We start from the raw sequence: 15,864 nt of genomic DNA, 5'->3' as shown, positions 1-15,864 counted from the left end.
AAAAAGCCAGTCGATATCGACTGGCTTTTGCGTTCTTTTTAAAGATAAAAGCGTGAGGGTTTATGCCCAACCCGCAGGAGAGCGCTTTCTACGAGGCATGACATGCGGAAGAATCAAACCAAATAGTAAACCTAAACCTGCGACACCGCCGCCATAAGTGAAGTACTTAAGCAGCATGTCATCTTTTTGAGTATCCAGTTTTGCGCGTAGCTCGCGGTTTTCTGTTTCAACAGAAGTAAGCTGATCGCTGATCTCAGAGTATTTATTTTCTAGATCTGAAATTTGTTGGTTACGTGTTTCGAGAGAGGTAACAAGACCGGCTTTCTCTGCATCAGAAGTTTGACGAGCATTAGCAAGCTGCTCTTTTACTTCGGCTAGCTCTTTCTCAATGCGAGGAAGGCGAATTGCCATGCTCTCTTGGTTTGTCACAAACTTGCTTTGTACCCAACCAGTGCGACCACGGTCATCACGAACTTGCGTATAGCCAGTATCTCGGTTGGTTTTAATCAGTTGTACTTTAGAACCGGCGTTAACACTACCAATAATACGGTAGGTGTTATTTGGACCTGAGTGCATAAAAGTGAAGAGGTCATCAGAAATATAACGGTCTGCTGCTAGGGCCGCTGGCGCTGCTAGCAAAGTAAACAAAACCGTGATGATTAGTTTTTTCACAGTAAATCCCTTAACGATTTTTCTTGGAGACAGCGTTGGCACCGAATGATTGGAGCCGGAAATAGACGAATAGTATGCAGTTTCAAACCTCGGTGCAACAAAGAAGGGAGGCAAAGCCTCCCTTTCTGTGCGTTTGAGTCAATAATGACAAAGCGCTTACATTCTATTGACGAGTGTCTTAAGCGAACATCGCTTGAAGTCCGTAGAAGAATACTACGGCCAATAACGCACCCGCTGGTAGTGTAACGATCCATGATGCCACGATGTTACGAACTACGCCTAGGTTCAGTGCTGCGATACCACGAGCAAAGCCAACACCGAGAACCGCACCAACCAATGTTTGAGTGGTTGAAATTGGCAGGCCTGTACCAGACGCTAGAACTACCGTACATGCTGTTGCTAGCTGTGCTGCAAAACCGCGGCTAGGCGTTAGCTCAGTGATGCCTGTACCAACGGTTGCCATTACTTTGTGACCTAGTGTTGCAAGACCGACCACGATACCAATACCACCAAGAGGTAGAATCCACCAAGCGATGGTGCTTTTCGTGCTGATTTCGCCCATGTGTTCAACAGTCGATACGACAGCAGACAGTGGACCAATGGCGTTTGCAACGTCGTTTGAACCGTGTGCAAATGCCATCGCACAAGCGGTGATAACCATCAGAACGCTGAAGATACCTTCCACGCCAGAAAAGCTGCGGTCTTCTTCGCGATTAGCGAATTTTTTCTGGATGTATACGTAGCCGCCAATCATCACAAGTGCTGAAACTGCTGCTGCCCACATCCAGGCTTCACCATTGGTCAGGTGAAGACCAACGTGTTTTAGACCTTTTTTGATGGTTACAAGTGCAATCACCATTGTTGTGATGAACATGTAAACAGGTACAAAACGTTTCGCGTTAAACAGAGGGTTCTCAGTATCAAAAATCAGGCGCTGTGCGCTGACAAAGATAACGTAAGCAAAGAAACCTGAAATCACTGGCGTAATAATCCAGCTACCAACAATGCCTTGAACGCTGCCCCAGTCAACCGCTTCAGTACCTACTGATACGCATGCAAAACCAATGATTGCACCGATGATTGAGTGAGTCGTTGATACTGGCCAGCCCATGTAAGAAGCAAGAAGCAGCCATGTACCTGCTGCTAAAAGCGCAGACATCATGCCGTAGACAAGAACATCTGGTTGACTAGCAAATAAAGAAGTTTCGATTACACCTTTACGGATAGTGTCGGTTACTTCACCGCCTGCAAGGTAAGCACCTGCAAATTCGAAGATCATCGCAATGATGATAGCTTGTTTTACAGTTAGCGCTTTTGAACCTACAGATGTACCCATCGCATTAGCAACGTCGTTCGCGCCAATACCAATCGCCATCATGAAACCAAAAATCGCTGCAACAATAATCAGGACAGTGCCGTAGTTCGCAAGGATATCCATCGTAATACCTAGTTGTTTTATAACAAGCGGAACAAAATTTTACGCGCGCCAAACCATAAGACGATGAAAATAGTCATCGTCCCTATGACACGTGTTAATTATGCTCTTCGTTATGTCGTTAACTTTATGTTTTAAGATCGAGATAGCATGACTTCCAAACGAGCACCTACGCGCTGCGCTTGGTCGGCAATACCACCTACCCATTCAAGAATCTTGTATAGGAACATGACATCGATAGGGTTCATGTCAGCTTCAATCACCATCAACTGTTGGCGAAGTTCAATCTGCATGGCATCGGTATCATCTTCGATAACGTCTAATTGATGAATCATTTCAGCGACGAGCGTCACTTCACGGCCTTTGAAGCCGGTTTCTAGCAATTCATCAAGTTCATTGATTACCTTTTGCGCCTGATCGGCAGCATCAAGACAACGTTGAACGTAAGCGAGGAAGTTTGGTTGGAGAGCCTCAGGGATGACAAGTTGACGACCATATACACGGCCAGCAATGTCTTTTGCCAGGTTTGCAAGTTTGTCCTGTTGAGTCAAAAGCTCAAGCATGTCAGTACGGTCGACTGGCATGAACAAACCGCGAGGCAGTTTTAGACGGATTTCACGTTTCAGCACATCCGCTTCTTTCTCTAGGTGAGAAATTTGTGCACGGATTTCTGCTGCTTTTTCCCAATCACCCTTTGAAGATACTTCAAAGAATTTCACCAAGTGTGAACAACATTCGTTGACACACACAACGTGGCGTTGCAAAGGCTTAATTGGGGACTTTGCAAATAACCCCATAATTGTATTTACTGGCATGGTCATTCAACCTAATAACTATAACCTTAAAAAAACATACACCATTTCTGAGTGCTTGGCGAAATGTTGAACGATGGCTATAAAGGCGCGCATGGTAACGCATTAAATCGCTCATTAAAACTGTTTTAGATCATCATTCCGGCGATATTTCTCTCTTGCCGTGTGAGAAATTACGCAATATCCTGTTTCTATCTGCTTTGAAAGGTATAGCTATGGAAACCGAAATAGAACTGAAGTTTTTTGTTTCTCCTGAATTTTCAGAAACTTTAAAAGAAAAAATTTCTGAGACAAAAGTACTTCAGCATAGTTGTCGTGACTTGGGTAACACCTATTTTGATACTGCCGATAAATGGCTTCGAAAGCACGACATTGGTTTAAGAATTCGCCGTTTTGATGATGTATTCGTCCAAACCGTAAAGACAGCAGGACGCGTCGTTGCAGGCTTACATCAAAGACCAGAATACAATGCTGAGCACACTAGCGACGAGCCTAATCTGTCGCTTCATCCTCTAGATATTTGGCCTCCAGGTAAAGATGCAGAAACGCTGCAATCCGAGCTTATGCCATTATTCTCGACCAACTTCACACGTGAACAATGGCTGATTGGCATGCCCGATGGCAGTCAGATTGAAGTTGCTTTTGACCAAGGCTTAGTTGTAGCCAAAGGTGAAGACGAAGAAGAGAAGCAAGAGCCAATTTGCGAAGTTGAACTGGAACTTAAGTCTGGCCAAACCGAAGCTTTATTCACACTGGCACGCAGCTTTTGCGAGCAAGGCGGTATGCGCTTGGGTAACTTGAGCAAAGCAGCGAAAGGTTATCGACTTGCAAGCGGTTATGCGGGTGATGAAGTAAAATCATTGGCACTTGTGGACAGTAGTCCGACGGATACCGTTGAATTTTGCTTGATCAACTCTTTAGAGCACGCTTTGTCTCATTGGCATTATCACGAGCAAATTTATGCTGAGCGTGACAGCGTGGAAGCACTGCGTGAAATCAATAATGCCATTCGTTTCATTCGTCAAACATTGACTATTTTTGGCGGAATTGTCCCTCGTCGCGCGAGCGCGATTCTGCGCCAAGAGCTTAAATGGTTGGAAGAAGAACTGAGTTGGTTGGATGAGCATGCACACCTTGAAGAGCTTTTAGATGACAAAGGCAATGTGCTGCGCAAGTTGGATGCGCGTAAGTTCTTAGTATCTGAGTTGACTCAGCAGTTACAAGAGTTGCCAAGCCGTGAAGAAGTGCTAGGGTTGCTCAATTCCGCGCGTTACACAGGGTTACTGCTGGATCTAAGCCGCTGGATCTTGGCGCGCGGTTGGCAGCCATTTCTTGATGAAAAAGCACGTGAAAAAATGGCAAGTAACATCATGCCGTTTTCAGTTACTCAGCTCGATCGCACTTGGGCTGAGCTAATGGAAGCTTTCCCAGCAGAGCGCGATTTGACGGCGCAAGAGTACGTTGATCAGCGTTATCGCTTATTGCGTAACCTCTATACTGGTATTGGTTTCGCGAGTTTGTATAACTCGGATGAGCGTAACAGCTTCCGTTTACCATGGGCGGATCTGGTGCATGGTATCGATGATCTGCTAATGCTGAACCACTTGCTCCCGTTGGTTGATATGCTGGAAGATGCAGAAAAAGAGCAGTTAGAACGCTGGTTGCACCGTCAAGAGCGCTCAATTTTGCATGCAATGGATCAAACCCGAGCGATCAGTATGGAAGTACAGCCTTATTGGCGTGAATGATCGTTCTGGTGGTAACGACAAAAAAATAGGACCGCATGGTCCTATTTTTTTGTCTCTGTTTTACGTTGTTGTAGCTCTTTTTCCATGAAATCGAGTCGTTCTAGTATTTGCGCTTGTTGGGTTAGGAGCTGCTCGAGCATACGTTCTTTATTGATTGAACTGTGTGTCTGTTGTTTCGTTGGGGCAGTAAGGATAGAGGTGATAAGACCCGAGATCATACCAAAGATACCCACCCCGCAAACAATGATGATGACAGCCAAAAACTTTCCTATGGAGGTCACAGGATAATGATCGCCGTAACCAACCGTTGAGATCGTTACAAATACCCACCACAAAGCATCGGCGCCAGTGCGAATATTCGCTTCTGGGTTTTTCGCTTCGATAAACAGCATTGCACTAGAACCGAGCGTTATGAGGATAACCATCAATAGCAGTATAGAGGCGACCGTAGTTTCGCGGCGGTTTTCTTTGAGCTGATGCAAAATGAACTTTGACGAACGCAGTACTAATACCACTCGCATAATATGAAAAATACGAGCAAAGCGCAGGGGCTCTATCAATGGGATGCTCGCCACGAAATCTATCCAATGACGTTTAAGGAATAACCAGCGATCTGTGGACCGGATCAAATCAATGGTGAGCTGTAGTAGAAAAATACTACAGATTATGAAATCCAGACCGATAAGAACTTGACGGGTTTCGTGATCGATCGGGAAAAACAACAAGCCAGAGATCACAAATAGTGCCATAAAAGACAATATTAGTGACAACAGGCCCATCGGTCGTGTGCTGTCTTTGATATCATTGTTTTTCATACGAAGCTCAAAATAAATCGCGTAACCACGCAAAGCGCGAACATTACTATAAGTAATATAAAGATTATAGATAAAGACTATATAAGACTCGGTGGAGAACTGACAATGGAAAAGCTGGCATTTAAGCCATGGGAAATGGTCATATCCGACATTCGACTGGTGCCTAAAATGGTCATGTTGATGGTCTTCAGTACTGTCCTGATCGTGGCAAAACAACTGTGGGACGCAAACACTTTTTACGACTCACTTTTAGCGGCGACACAAAACGCGCAAGTTGCCCAACAGCATTATGAAGCATATTTAACGCAAGTTGCTTGGCAAACCGCCTTATTGATTGTGGTTTTTGTCGTGCTCTTATTAGCGGCGGCTAGAGTGATGTTGCGTCAAACACAGTATCTGAGCGACGCGATCAAACTGATGGCGAGCAAGAACCTCTCTGTTCCATTTGGTATGGATTGTAAAGATGAATACGGAGACGTGGCACGTGAATTAGAAAAGACACGTCGACAATTGCACGATGTTATTCAAATGCAAATTAATGCGTCTGATGAATTATCAACGCTCACCGAAGTCATGACGCTGAGCATGTCGGAAACGAAGGAATCGGCGCAAGAAGAGTTTAACGAAATTGATCAACTTGCTACGGCGATGAGTGAAATGTCGTCGACGGTCCAAACGGTTGCGGAACATGCCCAGACGGCATCTTCTCTAACAGAGCAAGCTTCCGCACAAGCAATTTCTGGTCAGCAGTTCTTGCAAAGTACAATGGCGAAAATGAGTGAACTTTCGTCGGATATCGCTTCATCGGCACAAGCGGTTAACCAAGTTGAAGAACGTGTTGAAGCCATTGGTAGCGTTGTAGGGACGATTCAAGGCATTTCTGAACAAACCAACCTGCTTGCACTGAATGCGGCGATTGAAGCGGCGCGAGCTGGCGAGGCTGGGCGGGGTTTTGCTGTGGTTGCAGATGAAGTTCGTAACCTTGCCCAACGCACACAACAAGCGACGGTAGAAATTCAAGAGATGATCGCACAGCTGCAAACCAGTGCTGAATCTGCGGTAGAACTCATGGAAAAAAGCGTTGTAGAAGCGGCAGATGGAAACGAGCTGGTTTCTAATGCTGGATCTGAGCTCGATGGTATTGTTGGGCAAGTGACGCAAATCAATGACATGAACTTCCAGATCGCGACGGCGTCTGGTCAGCAAAGCAGTGTTGCAGAAGAGATGAGCCAAAACCTCACCAATGTACGTGAGTTGGTGGAAGCCTCAGTTGTTGTTGTTACCGAGCTGCTAGAAACCTCTGAAATGATGCAAAATAATGCAGGTGAGCTAGACAAGAAGATCAAATCTTTCCAAGTTTAATATTCGATCCCGAACTTTTGATAAAACGCCCACAAACCTTTTGTGGGCGTTTTTATTTGCTTCCAGTCTGGTATAAAGAATGAGTTACCGTGCTTTTCAAACAAGGAAGAAAAATGCAGCTGCCTTCGCCACTGATTTCTATCGCTGAATCTGCCGTACAAAACGCCCAAGACGCAGGTTATTTTCCCCTTTGGCCCGATGAGGTTGCGCAGCAATTTCGTTATGTGGCGGGCTTAAGCCAATTTATAACCGAAGCCATTCATCGCGATGAAGTCCTAGCCCGTGAGTTGCCAAGTATGTTAGCGCAGCCAAGTCGTCAGGAGTCTTACCGCTCACGTCTCGCTGAACTGTTGGAACAATGTCCTGATGAGATGTCTGGTCATCGCGTGTTGCGTCAGTTTCGCAACCGAGAAATGGTGTACATTGCGTGGAAGGATTTCACGCATGCATGGTCTCTAGAGACGTCTTTAAGCCACTTATCTGAGTTGGCAGAAGCGATGATTTTTGAAACCTATCAATGGCAATATCAAGTGTGTTGTCAGGAGTGGGGCACGCCAACAAGTGAGGACGGTGAAGTGCAGCCGATGTTAATTATCGGCATGGGGAAACTAGGTGGTGGCGAGTTAAACTTTTCTTCCGATATTGATCTAATTTTCACGTATCCAGAGAATGGCGAAACCCAAGGCGCACGCCGCAGCATTGCCAATGCCCAGTTCTTTACTCGTCTTGGTCAACGCATCATCAAAGCGCTCGACCAACAAACCTTCGATGGTTTTTGCTACCGCGTCGACATGCGACTTCGCCCATTTGGAGAAAGTGGCCCCTTGGTAATGAGCTATGCCGCACTTGAAGATTATTACCAAGAACAGGGGCGAGATTGGGAACGTTACGCGATGATCAAAGCTCGGGTGATGGGATGTGAGATGTACCCGCAGTATCAAGAGCTACGCCAAATGCTGCGCCCTTTTGTTTTTCGTCGTTATATTGATTTCAGTGCGATTCAATCTTTGCGACGAATGAAGTCGATGATCAGTAGCGAGGTTCGCCGCCGAGGGTTGAATAACAACATTAAGCTAGGTGCGGGTGGCATCCGAGAAATTGAATTTATCGCTCAAGTTTTTCAATTGATTCGAGGTGGTCGAGAGCCTTCTTTGCGTAATCGAGGGCTGTTGGAAACGCTGCAAGGCATTGAAGAACTGGCATTGCTTACTCCAAAAGAAGTCAGCGATCTAGAAGCTGCATACAAGTACTTGCGTCAATTAGAAAACTTGTTGCAAGCAATGGCGGATAAGCAAACCCAGACGCTGCCTGATTGCGAAACCGAACGCTTAAAGCTCGCCACTGCGATGAAAATGAGCTGTTGGGAGCAATTAATTGAGCAAACCCAGCAGCATATGGCAAATGTTCACCAAGTTTTTGAATCACTAATTGGTGATGATGAAGAAGACGAGGGGACTACTGTTGCTCGTCATTTTCATGAGCTATGGGATATGGCCGACAAACAAGACGTTCTTGAGCATATCTTGCAGCAGGATATTCAGATTGAAGACTTTGCTTCATGCGCGAAAACCATCATCAACTTTAAAACCGATCTGGCCAAAAAAACGTTAGGCCCACGTGGACGCGAAGTGCTCAATCGTTTGATGCCGAAAGTGTTTGATGCGGTCTTTGCCCATCCTGATGCACAGTTTGGTTTATCTCGTGTACTTCACTTGCTACACAACATCTGCACTCGCACGACTTACTTGGAATTATTGGATGAGCATCCAGCGGCTCTGGTGCAGCTCGTACGTTTGTGTACCGCAAGTCCAATGATTTCAGAGCAGCTGTCTCGTTATCCTATCTTGCTTGATGAGTTAATCGACCCTGCGCAGCTGTACAATCCCATTCCATTAGACAGTTACCGTACAGAGCTGCGTGATTATTTGGCGCGTATTCCTGAAGATGATATGGAACAGCAAATGGAAGCGTTGCGTCAGTTTAAGCAAATTTGTATTTTGCGTATTGCAGCGGCAGATATTGCTGGCGCATTGCCAGTGATGAAAGTGAGTGACCATTTAACTTATTTAGCGGAAGCTATCGTGGATGCGGTGATCAGTCAGGCTTGGTTGCAAGTATCTGAAAAGTATGGCGAGCCAACGCATGTGAAAGATCGTGAAGGCAAAGGCTTTGCTGTAATTGGTTATGGTAAAGTCGGAGGGTGGGAGCTCGGCTATAACTCCGACTTGGATATTGTCTTCATGCATGACTGTCCAGTCAATGTCTACACTGACGGCAAAAAAGAGATTGATGGTCGTCAGTTCTACCTTCGTTTAGCACAGCGTATCATTCATATTTTCTCCACTCGCACCGCTTCCGGTATTTTATACGAGGTCGATACCCGATTGCGTCCGTCCGGTGCATCGGGTTTGTTGGTTAGCCCAACGGACGCGTTCGACGACTATCAACATCAAGACGCGTGGACATGGGAGCATCAAGCACTTGTCCGCGCGCGCATGATTTATGGTGATGAACCACTGGCGATCGCATTTCACAATACGCGGCATGATGTGTTGTGCAAAGCACGCGATCAAGCTGAACTGAAAAAAGACGTTGTCGAAATGAGAGAAAAAATGCGCGGTCATCTTGGGGGGAAAAAGCCAGGCCGCTTTATGCTCAAGCAAGATGTCGGTGGGATTACCGATATCGAATTTCTCGCTCAGTACCTAGTGCTCAACTATAGTCACGATAAGCCGAAATTGACGCGTTGGTGTGATAATGTGCGCATCTTTGAAACGCTCATTGCGCAAAATGTCATGGACGAAGACCAAGCAATGCAGTTAATACGTGCTTACACGACAATGCGCAACGAAATACACCGCCGAAATCTACTCAATTTAGACGCTGATGTGGTGGAAGATAAGTTTGTTGCCGAAAGGGAGTGGGTAAAACAGGCTTGGAATCAGTGGTTCAGTTAAGACCATATATTTAGCCTCGATAAGGGCTGTGATAAACTCACTTCGATTTAATTTTTGGAGACCAACAATGAAACCAATTCTACCTGATTACAACAGCGCTGGTGTGCTCATCATCGGTGATGTCATGCTAGATCGTTACTGGTATGGCCCAACCGGACGCATTTCTCCTGAAGCGCCGGTTCCTGTTGTAAAAGTAGAAAACAATGAAGAGCGTCCTGGTGGTGCTGCGAACGTTGCGATGAACATCGCATCACTAGGTGGCCATGCTCACATTGTTGGTCTAACTGGGAAAGATGAGCCTGCAAAAGTGCTGACGGAGACGCTGAGCTCACTCAATGTGAAGTGCGATTTCGTTGCACTGCCTGATTACCCAACGATTACGAAGCTTCGCGTAATGAGCCGTGGACAACAGCTTATTCGTCTCGACTTCGAAGACAAGTTTGAAAACACAGATTCTGCACCTGTGCTATCACGTATGGATGCCGCACTGCCAAACGTTAAAGCCGTGATTATGTCTGACTACGCAAAAGGCTCGTTAGAGCATGTTCAGGCATACATTCAAAAAGCGCGCGCAGCAAATATTCCGGTTTTCATTGACCCGAAAGGTGCGGATTTTGAACGCTACCGTGGCGCAACACTTCTTACGCCAAACATGAAAGAGTTCGAAGACGTTGTAGGTAAAGTGAAATCTGACCAAGAGCTAGTAGAGAAAGCACTGGCTTTAGTTGAAGAGTTTGAATTTGAAGCGCTTTTGGTGACACGCAGCGAAAACGGAATGACCTTGATTCGTCGTGGCCAGGAACCGTTCCACCTTCCAACTCAAGCGAAAGAAGTGTACGACGTGACAGGTGCGGGCGACACGGTTATCTCTGTATTGGCAGCGTCTGTTGCCGCAGGCAAATCATTTGAAGAAGCGTGTGCATTAGCAAACGCAGCGGCAGGTGTTGTGGTTGGTAAACTAGGCACGTCAACGCTTTCTGAGATTGAATTAGCAGAAGCGGTACATGGCAGCCAAGACACGGATTACGGTGTGATTTCAGAAAAAGCACTGATCGAAGCGGTGAAAAAAGCACGAGCTCGTGGCGAGAAAGTCGTTATGACAAATGGCTGCTTTGATATTCTACACGCTGGGCATGTGTCTTACTTAAACCATGCTGCTGAACTGGGCGATCGCTTAATCGTTGCGGTAAATACCGATGAGTCAGTAAAACGCCTTAAAGGCCCTGGTCGTCCGGTAAACCCAACCGATCGCCGCATGGCGGTGTTGGCAGGTTTGGGCGCTGTGGATTGGGTTGTACCATTTAGTGAAGATACGCCGCAGCGTTTGATCTCAGAAGTTCTACCAAGCTTGCTAGTAAAAGGCGGTGACTACAAACCAGAAGAGATTGCTGGTGGTAAAGAAGTCATTGCGGCGGGTGGTGAAGTTCGTGTATTGAACTTTGAAGATGGCTGCTCGACCAGTGAAATCATTAATGCAATCAAAGGCGGTAAGGGCTAAGCCTGCTGTTTGTTAGCATTGAAATGCTATTTGCTCATAAAGGTCGCTAAGTGCGGCCTTTTTGATACTTGATGCTCAGAGACACTTTTAGGCTCTGAACTACAAGTAATAAAAAACGCCAGCTGATAACTCAACTGGCGTTTTTTATTTATTAAGACCTGAAGGATTCAGTTAGCGGTTATTTTGCCGCTTTCAAACCTGCATCAACGTCCAAGATGTCTTGTTCGCTTAGCGTACCAACTGCTTGGCGTAGCTGAAGAACACTTAAAATGTAGTCGTAACGAGCGTTCGATAGGTTTTTGTTCGCATCGTATAGACGACGAGTCGCGTCCAGTACATCAACGATAGTACGAGTACCTACATCAAAGCCAGCTTCTGTTGCTTCTAGTGCAGAGCGTGCAGAAATAACCGCTTGCTCATACGCACGTAATGCGCCGATAGAGGCGTTAATGTTGTTGTTTTGTGCGCGAACATCTTTGACTACGCTACGGTACTGTGCTTCAAGATCTTCGCTTGCTGCCACGTACGCGTATTCAGCTTGTTTGGTTTGAGAGGTTACGTTACCACCTGTGTATAGCGGTACAGCAAGGTTCACACCAATATTGAAGTTGTCTGTCGTGTTGTCACGAGAGCTATGAGAAGTATCACCGTAGTTGTAACCACCGTCTAGAGAGAGCGTTGGTAGGTGGCCAGAGCTTGCTAGTGAAATATTGTCACGCGCAATGTCTTGAAGAATACGTGATGATAGCAAGGTCAGGTTTTTGGTTTTTGCTTCATCAATGAGCGATTCAGCTGGTACGGTCGATGGGCTAGCAGTGAAGCGGCCAGTGTCCAAAATGTTGAGATCTTTGTGCTCTTGGCCTGTAATTTCACGCAGTGACTCGTAGCTATTAGTTAGCGCGTTTTCTGCCAACACTTCGTCCGCTAGCACTTGGTCGTACTGAGCTTGTGCGTCATGCACGTCAGTGATTGCAGACAAACCTACTTCAAAGCGCTGTTTAGTTTGCTCAAGTTGACGGCCAACCGCGGCTTTTTCTGCACGTACGAAAACAAGATTATCTTGTGCGCGTAGAACTTCAAAATACGCTTGTGACACGCGAAGAATCAGTGCCTGTTGCGTCGCTGCGTAAGTTGCGTCTGCTTGGCGAGCACTTTTCTCAGCAGTATCTAGAGAGATCCAAGATGCGCGGTTGTAAAGTGCTTGTGAAAAGCTAACACCAGCGGTTAGCGCGTTGCCATCGTTTGATACGTCACTAATTAGATTTGAATCGTATTCAGTATCACCACGAGTTAAATTGTAACCCGCAGTAAGGTTGATCTGTGGTAATAGAGCACTACGGCTTGAGGTGATTGCTTCGAAAGCTTGGTCACGTTGTGCTGCTACACTGAGCAATTGTGGATCATTTTGTTTTGCCAAGTCGTAGATTTCAGCCAAAGAGTCTGCGAACGCAGACGTACTCATGCTACCTAGCGCTGCACTGATAAATAGTGGAAGCAATTTTTTCATTTTCTATTCCCGCGGTCCATAGATTGGTTAATTCTCAGTAGTTTAACTCAATTTGCACGATATTTACTCTGAAGTTTGCACTTTTTTACACGTAATTATCCACTTGTGCAATAAATTTTTAGCAAAGACTTAAATTAATTTGTAACTATTATACAAAAAGTTGAGCCAAGTCCTTTGAGCAAGCGAATAACAATGAGTAAACTACAGGATTCACTCAGAGAGGTGTTGAATGCAACAGTGTGACAAACAACAACAAGATTTTACTTCGCGAGATGTAAAAGTCATCTCGAAAGAAACCTTATTTGAAGGTTTTTTCAAAATGGTGAAATACCGCTTTCAGCATAGGCTATTTGCTGGTGGTTGGAGTGGAGTTGTCGAACGAGAAATGTTCGAGCGTGGTCACGCAGCAGCGATGCTTCCTTATGATCCAAAGACGGACCAGGTCGTAATCATTGAACAGATTCGTATTGGCGCGTTGGAACATGAACACCCTTGGCAGCTAGAAATTGTCGCCGGTATGATTGACCGCGATGAATCTGCTGAAGCCGTAATTCGTCGAGAGGCTGTCGAAGAAGCGGGGATTCAGGTGGGGCGCGTTGTACCTGTTACGTCCTATTATCCTTCGGCTGGTGGTTGCTCGGAAAAGCTAGACGTCTTTGTTGGTGAAGTGGATGCGTCTAAAGCGCACGGCATTCATGGTTTAGACTATGAGAATGAAGATATCCGAGTTCATGTCATGAGTCGTGAAACGGCGTATCAATGGGTGAAGGACGGGAAATTTGAAAATGGTGCGTCGATTATTGCGTTGCAATGGCTGCAATTACACCATCAAGAGTTAAAGTCAGAATGGGGACAATCCCAAACGGTGGAGAGTGAGTAATGGCACAATTGGCTGAAAAACAACAATATCATGTTGATTTAGCTGGTCTTATGAGAACGTATGAGACCAACTACGCTAAATTGAACGCCTTATTGCCTGCTTCTGCTGAAGTTGGGGATGTACGTTGCTACCAAGCGGCGAACATGGTTTACCAATTGACCGTGAATGAAATCACAAAATACACCACAGTTGTTGAGATATGTCAGAGTGATGAAACGCCAGTGTTTCCTTTACCGACGATGTCTGTCAGGCTTTATCATGATGCGAGAGTAGCCGAAGTATGCTCAAGCGGAGAGTTCTCTCGCATAAAAGCTAAGTATGATTATCCCAATGACCAACTGATGCAGAAAGATGAAAAGCATCAATTAAACACATTCCTCGGTGAATGGCTGACGTTTTGTTTACGAAGTGGTATCAGTAGAACACCACTTGCCTTCAATTGATCGTCACGTCACTAAAGGAAAATAACAAATAACGATATAGTGGACGAATCAGGTTTTCATTTTGCAATCATCTAGTGACAGCATCAAACTTTTACAAATTACGGATACTCATCTGTTTGCTGCCGATGAGGGAAGTTTGCTAAGCGTAAAAACAGTCGATAGCTTTAATGCTGTTGTTGCTGATGTTTTACGCCGCAACGTGGCGTTTGATTACATTTTGGCGACGGGCGATATTTCCCAAGACCATAGTGCAGAATCTTATCAGCGCTTTGCCAACGGCATTGAACCGCTAGAGAAAGACTGTTTTTGGCTACCTGGTAATCATGATTACAAGCCTAATATGGGCAGTGTTTTGCCTTCGCCACAAATCAAAGCCGCAGAGCATGTATTGCTTGGCGAGCATTGGCAGTTAATTCTTTTAGACTCGCAAGTGGTTGGCGTTCCTCATGGGCGCTTGAGTGATCAGCAATTAACGCTACTCGAAGAAAAGCTAGCCGAACACCCAGAAAGACACACACTTGTTTTGTTGCATCATCACCCGTTACTGGTGGGAAGCGCGTGGCTTGATCAACATACTTTAAAAGATGCCGAAGCGTTTTGGCAGGTTGTCGAGCGTTTTGATAACGTGAAAGGCATTCTCTGTGGCCATGTTCATCAAGATATGAATGTGCTTCACAAGGGCATTCGAGTGATGGCAACACCCTCAACTTGTGTTCAGTTTAAGCCTAACTCGGATGATTTTGCCCTTGATACCACTTCGCCTGGTTGGCGGGAGCTGCAACTACACGCTTGTGGCGATATTACGACCCAAGTAGGTCGGCTTCCTGATGGCCAGTTCCAACCAGACTTCTCTTCTAACGGCTACTAACGCGCCCGAGCTCTCTGTTCGGGCTCGCTTTTTTGTGCGAGATATCTATGAGTAAACCTTCACTTCTTCTCTATATCCATGGCTTTAATAGCTCTCCACTCTCCATGAAAGCGAATGTGATGAGAGCCTACTGCGAGCAACATAGGCCTGATATTAAGGTGATTGTTCCCCAGTTACCTTGTTATCCTCAGCAAGCGGCGAAAATGTTGTTGGATATTATCGAGCAATATAAAGACGACTATAAAATTGGTCTAGTGGGCAGCTCATTAGGCGGTTTTATGTCAACGTGGCTAAATGACAAGTTTGGGTTTAAAGCGGTAGTGGTCAACCCCGCAGTCAAGCCTTATGAGTTGCTAGTAGATTATTTGGGTAAGCAAACTAACCCATATACGCATGAAACCTATACACTTGAAGCTTGTCATATTGACGAGTTAAAAGCTCTTGATGTACAAAGCATCGCGTCGCCACATTCTTTTTGGTTATTGCAACAAACAGAAGATGAGGTTTTAGACTATCGACAAGCGGTAGATAAGTTTGCAGACGCTAAGCAAACAGTAGAACAAGGCGGTGATCACAGTTTTGTAGGCTTTGAGCGTTATCCTGCACAGATTATTGAATTTCTAGAACTGTAATTCGAAAGCGATTGGAAAAGGCTCATAGTTTTTATTGATATATCCAACCGTTTCTTGACATGGGCGGTATGCTTTCCGACTATGTTTTGCCAAAAGATCTTAAGGGTCGAGGACCCTGGCTACTTTGTTATGCATCATGTTTACAAACTCTTAGTGATGTGAACAGGGTGGCTTTTTCGGTTCCTGAGTATGGGTACGCCCATTGGTGATACTCAGGCAACAAGTAAACTTTGAG

At 45.6% G+C, this 15,864-nt stretch carries 13 protein-coding genes; 8 read left to right on the top strand and 5 right to left on the bottom strand.

Going from position 1 to position 15,864, the window contains the following annotated elements:
• Positions 1–60: 60 nt before the first annotated feature.
• The 3 genes from R7Q39_RS06200 to R7Q39_RS06190 all read right to left on the bottom strand — a co-directional run bounded on the left by R7Q39_RS06200 (position 61) and on the right by R7Q39_RS06190 (position 2,922).
• A complete protein-coding gene (locus R7Q39_RS06200; RefSeq protein ID WP_005379900.1) occupies positions 61–672 on the bottom strand; it encodes a TIGR04211 family SH3 domain-containing protein in 612 nt (203 codons plus the stop codon).
• A 178-nt stretch (positions 673–850) separates the two neighbouring features.
• A complete protein-coding gene (locus tag R7Q39_RS06195) occupies positions 851–2,110 on the bottom strand; it encodes an inorganic phosphate transporter (protein WP_005379898.1) in 1,260 nt (419 codons plus the stop codon).
• 131 nt (positions 2,111–2,241) lie between these two features.
• A complete protein-coding gene (locus tag R7Q39_RS06190; RefSeq protein WP_005379896.1) occupies positions 2,242–2,922 on the bottom strand; it encodes a TIGR00153 family protein in 681 nt (226 codons plus the stop codon).
• 212 nt (positions 2,923–3,134) lie between these two features.
• On the opposite strand from R7Q39_RS06190, the gene R7Q39_RS06185 reads away from it, so the two are divergent.
• Entirely contained in the window at positions 3,135–4,667 is a 1,533-nt protein-coding gene (locus R7Q39_RS06185) for an inorganic triphosphatase (protein ID WP_158159554.1), read from the top strand.
• Between the two features lie 41 nt (positions 4,668–4,708).
• Here R7Q39_RS06185 and R7Q39_RS06180 read toward each other — a convergent pair whose 3' ends face one another.
• Positions 4,709–5,482 (bottom strand): potassium channel family protein, encoded by a 774-nt coding sequence (locus R7Q39_RS06180; RefSeq protein WP_025768395.1) that lies wholly within the window; start codon positions 5,480–5,482, stop codon positions 4,709–4,711.
• Positions 5,483–5,587: 105 nt separating this feature from the next.
• On the opposite strand from R7Q39_RS06180, the gene R7Q39_RS06175 reads away from it, so the two are divergent.
• The 3 genes from R7Q39_RS06175 (at position 5,588) to hldE (ending at position 11,299) form a co-directional block, all read left to right on the top strand.
• Positions 5,588–6,844 (top strand): methyl-accepting chemotaxis protein, encoded by a 1,257-nt coding sequence (locus tag R7Q39_RS06175; RefSeq protein ID WP_318075923.1) that lies wholly within the window; start codon positions 5,588–5,590, stop codon positions 6,842–6,844.
• A gap of 113 nt (positions 6,845–6,957) precedes the next feature.
• Positions 6,958–9,801: a bifunctional [glutamate--ammonia ligase]-adenylyl-L-tyrosine phosphorylase/[glutamate--ammonia-ligase] adenylyltransferase gene (gene glnE / locus R7Q39_RS06170; protein WP_213885742.1), complete on the top strand. Its 2,844-nt coding sequence runs from the start codon at positions 6,958–6,960 to the stop codon at positions 9,799–9,801.
• Positions 9,802–9,868: 67 nt separating this feature from the next.
• The gene (gene hldE, locus R7Q39_RS06165) at positions 9,869–11,299 is read left to right on the top strand and encodes a bifunctional D-glycero-beta-D-manno-heptose-7-phosphate kinase/D-glycero-beta-D-manno-heptose 1-phosphate adenylyltransferase HldE (protein ID WP_064353616.1); all 1,431 of its coding nucleotides are present in this window, start codon (positions 9,869–9,871) and stop codon (positions 11,297–11,299) included.
• 178 nt (positions 11,300–11,477) lie between these two features.
• On the opposite strand, the gene tolC is transcribed toward hldE, so the two are convergent.
• Positions 11,478–12,806, bottom strand: coding sequence for an outer membrane channel protein TolC (gene tolC / locus R7Q39_RS06160; RefSeq protein WP_005379884.1), 1,329 nt, complete (start codon positions 12,804–12,806; stop codon positions 11,478–11,480).
• A 229-nt stretch (positions 12,807–13,035) separates the two neighbouring features.
• On the opposite strand from tolC, the gene nudF reads away from it, so the two are divergent.
• The 4 genes from nudF to yqiA all read left to right on the top strand — a co-directional run bounded on the left by nudF (position 13,036) and on the right by yqiA (position 15,629).
• Positions 13,036–13,686 carry an ADP-ribose diphosphatase gene (gene nudF, locus R7Q39_RS06155; RefSeq protein ID WP_237306515.1) on the top strand — a complete coding sequence of 217 codons (651 nt, stop codon included), beginning with the start codon at positions 13,036–13,038 and terminating at the stop codon, positions 13,684–13,686.
• A complete protein-coding gene (locus R7Q39_RS06150; RefSeq protein WP_017633603.1) occupies positions 13,686–14,129 on the top strand; it encodes a DUF1249 family protein in 444 nt (147 codons plus the stop codon). The genes nudF and R7Q39_RS06150 overlap by 1 nt, the downstream gene beginning before the upstream one ends.
• A gap of 61 nt (positions 14,130–14,190) precedes the next feature.
• Positions 14,191–14,997 carry a 3',5'-cyclic-AMP phosphodiesterase gene (gene cpdA, locus R7Q39_RS06145; RefSeq protein ID WP_005387419.1) on the top strand — a complete coding sequence of 269 codons (807 nt, stop codon included), beginning with the start codon at positions 14,191–14,193 and terminating at the stop codon, positions 14,995–14,997.
• A 47-nt stretch (positions 14,998–15,044) separates the two neighbouring features.
• The gene (yqiA, locus tag R7Q39_RS06140) at positions 15,045–15,629 is read left to right on the top strand and encodes an esterase YqiA (protein WP_017820245.1); all 585 of its coding nucleotides are present in this window, start codon (positions 15,045–15,047) and stop codon (positions 15,627–15,629) included.
• Positions 15,630–15,864 lie beyond the last annotated feature (235 nt).

The organism is Vibrio sp. 947 (assembly GCF_033339115.1).
Lineage (GTDB): Bacteria > Pseudomonadota > Gammaproteobacteria > Enterobacterales > Vibrionaceae > Vibrio > Vibrio alginolyticus.
Note: the sequence above shows the minus strand (reverse complement) of the source record. Positions and strands in the feature narration are given on the sequence as shown.

Bases quoted from the DNA above. Each gene is read 5' to 3' on its own strand.
- R7Q39_RS06195 (WP_005379898.1), bottom strand. From the start codon at position 2,110: ATGGATATCCTTGCGAACTACGGCACTGTCCTGATTATTGTTGCAGCG.
- R7Q39_RS06190 (WP_005379896.1), bottom strand. From the start codon at position 2,922: ATGCCAGTAAATACAATTATGGGGTTATTTGCAAAGTCCCCAATTAAG.
- R7Q39_RS06185 (WP_158159554.1), top strand. From the start codon at position 3,135: ATGGAAACCGAAATAGAACTGAAGTTTTTTGTTTCTCCTGAATTTTCA.
- R7Q39_RS06180 (WP_025768395.1), bottom strand. From the start codon at position 5,482: ATGAAAAACAATGATATCAAAGACAGCACACGACCGATGGGCCTGTTG.
- R7Q39_RS06175 (WP_318075923.1), top strand. From the start codon at position 5,588: ATGGAAAAGCTGGCATTTAAGCCATGGGAAATGGTCATATCCGACATT.
- glnE (WP_213885742.1), top strand. From the start codon at position 6,958: ATGCAGCTGCCTTCGCCACTGATTTCTATCGCTGAATCTGCCGTACAA.
- hldE (WP_064353616.1), top strand. From the start codon at position 9,869: ATGAAACCAATTCTACCTGATTACAACAGCGCTGGTGTGCTCATCATC.
- tolC (WP_005379884.1), bottom strand. From the start codon at position 12,806: ATGAAAAAATTGCTTCCACTATTTATCAGTGCAGCGCTAGGTAGCATG.
- nudF (WP_237306515.1), top strand. From the start codon at position 13,036: ATGCAACAGTGTGACAAACAACAACAAGATTTTACTTCGCGAGATGTA.
- R7Q39_RS06150 (WP_017633603.1), top strand. From the start codon at position 13,686: ATGGCACAATTGGCTGAAAAACAACAATATCATGTTGATTTAGCTGGT.
- yqiA (WP_017820245.1), top strand. From the start codon at position 15,045: ATGAGTAAACCTTCACTTCTTCTCTATATCCATGGCTTTAATAGCTCT.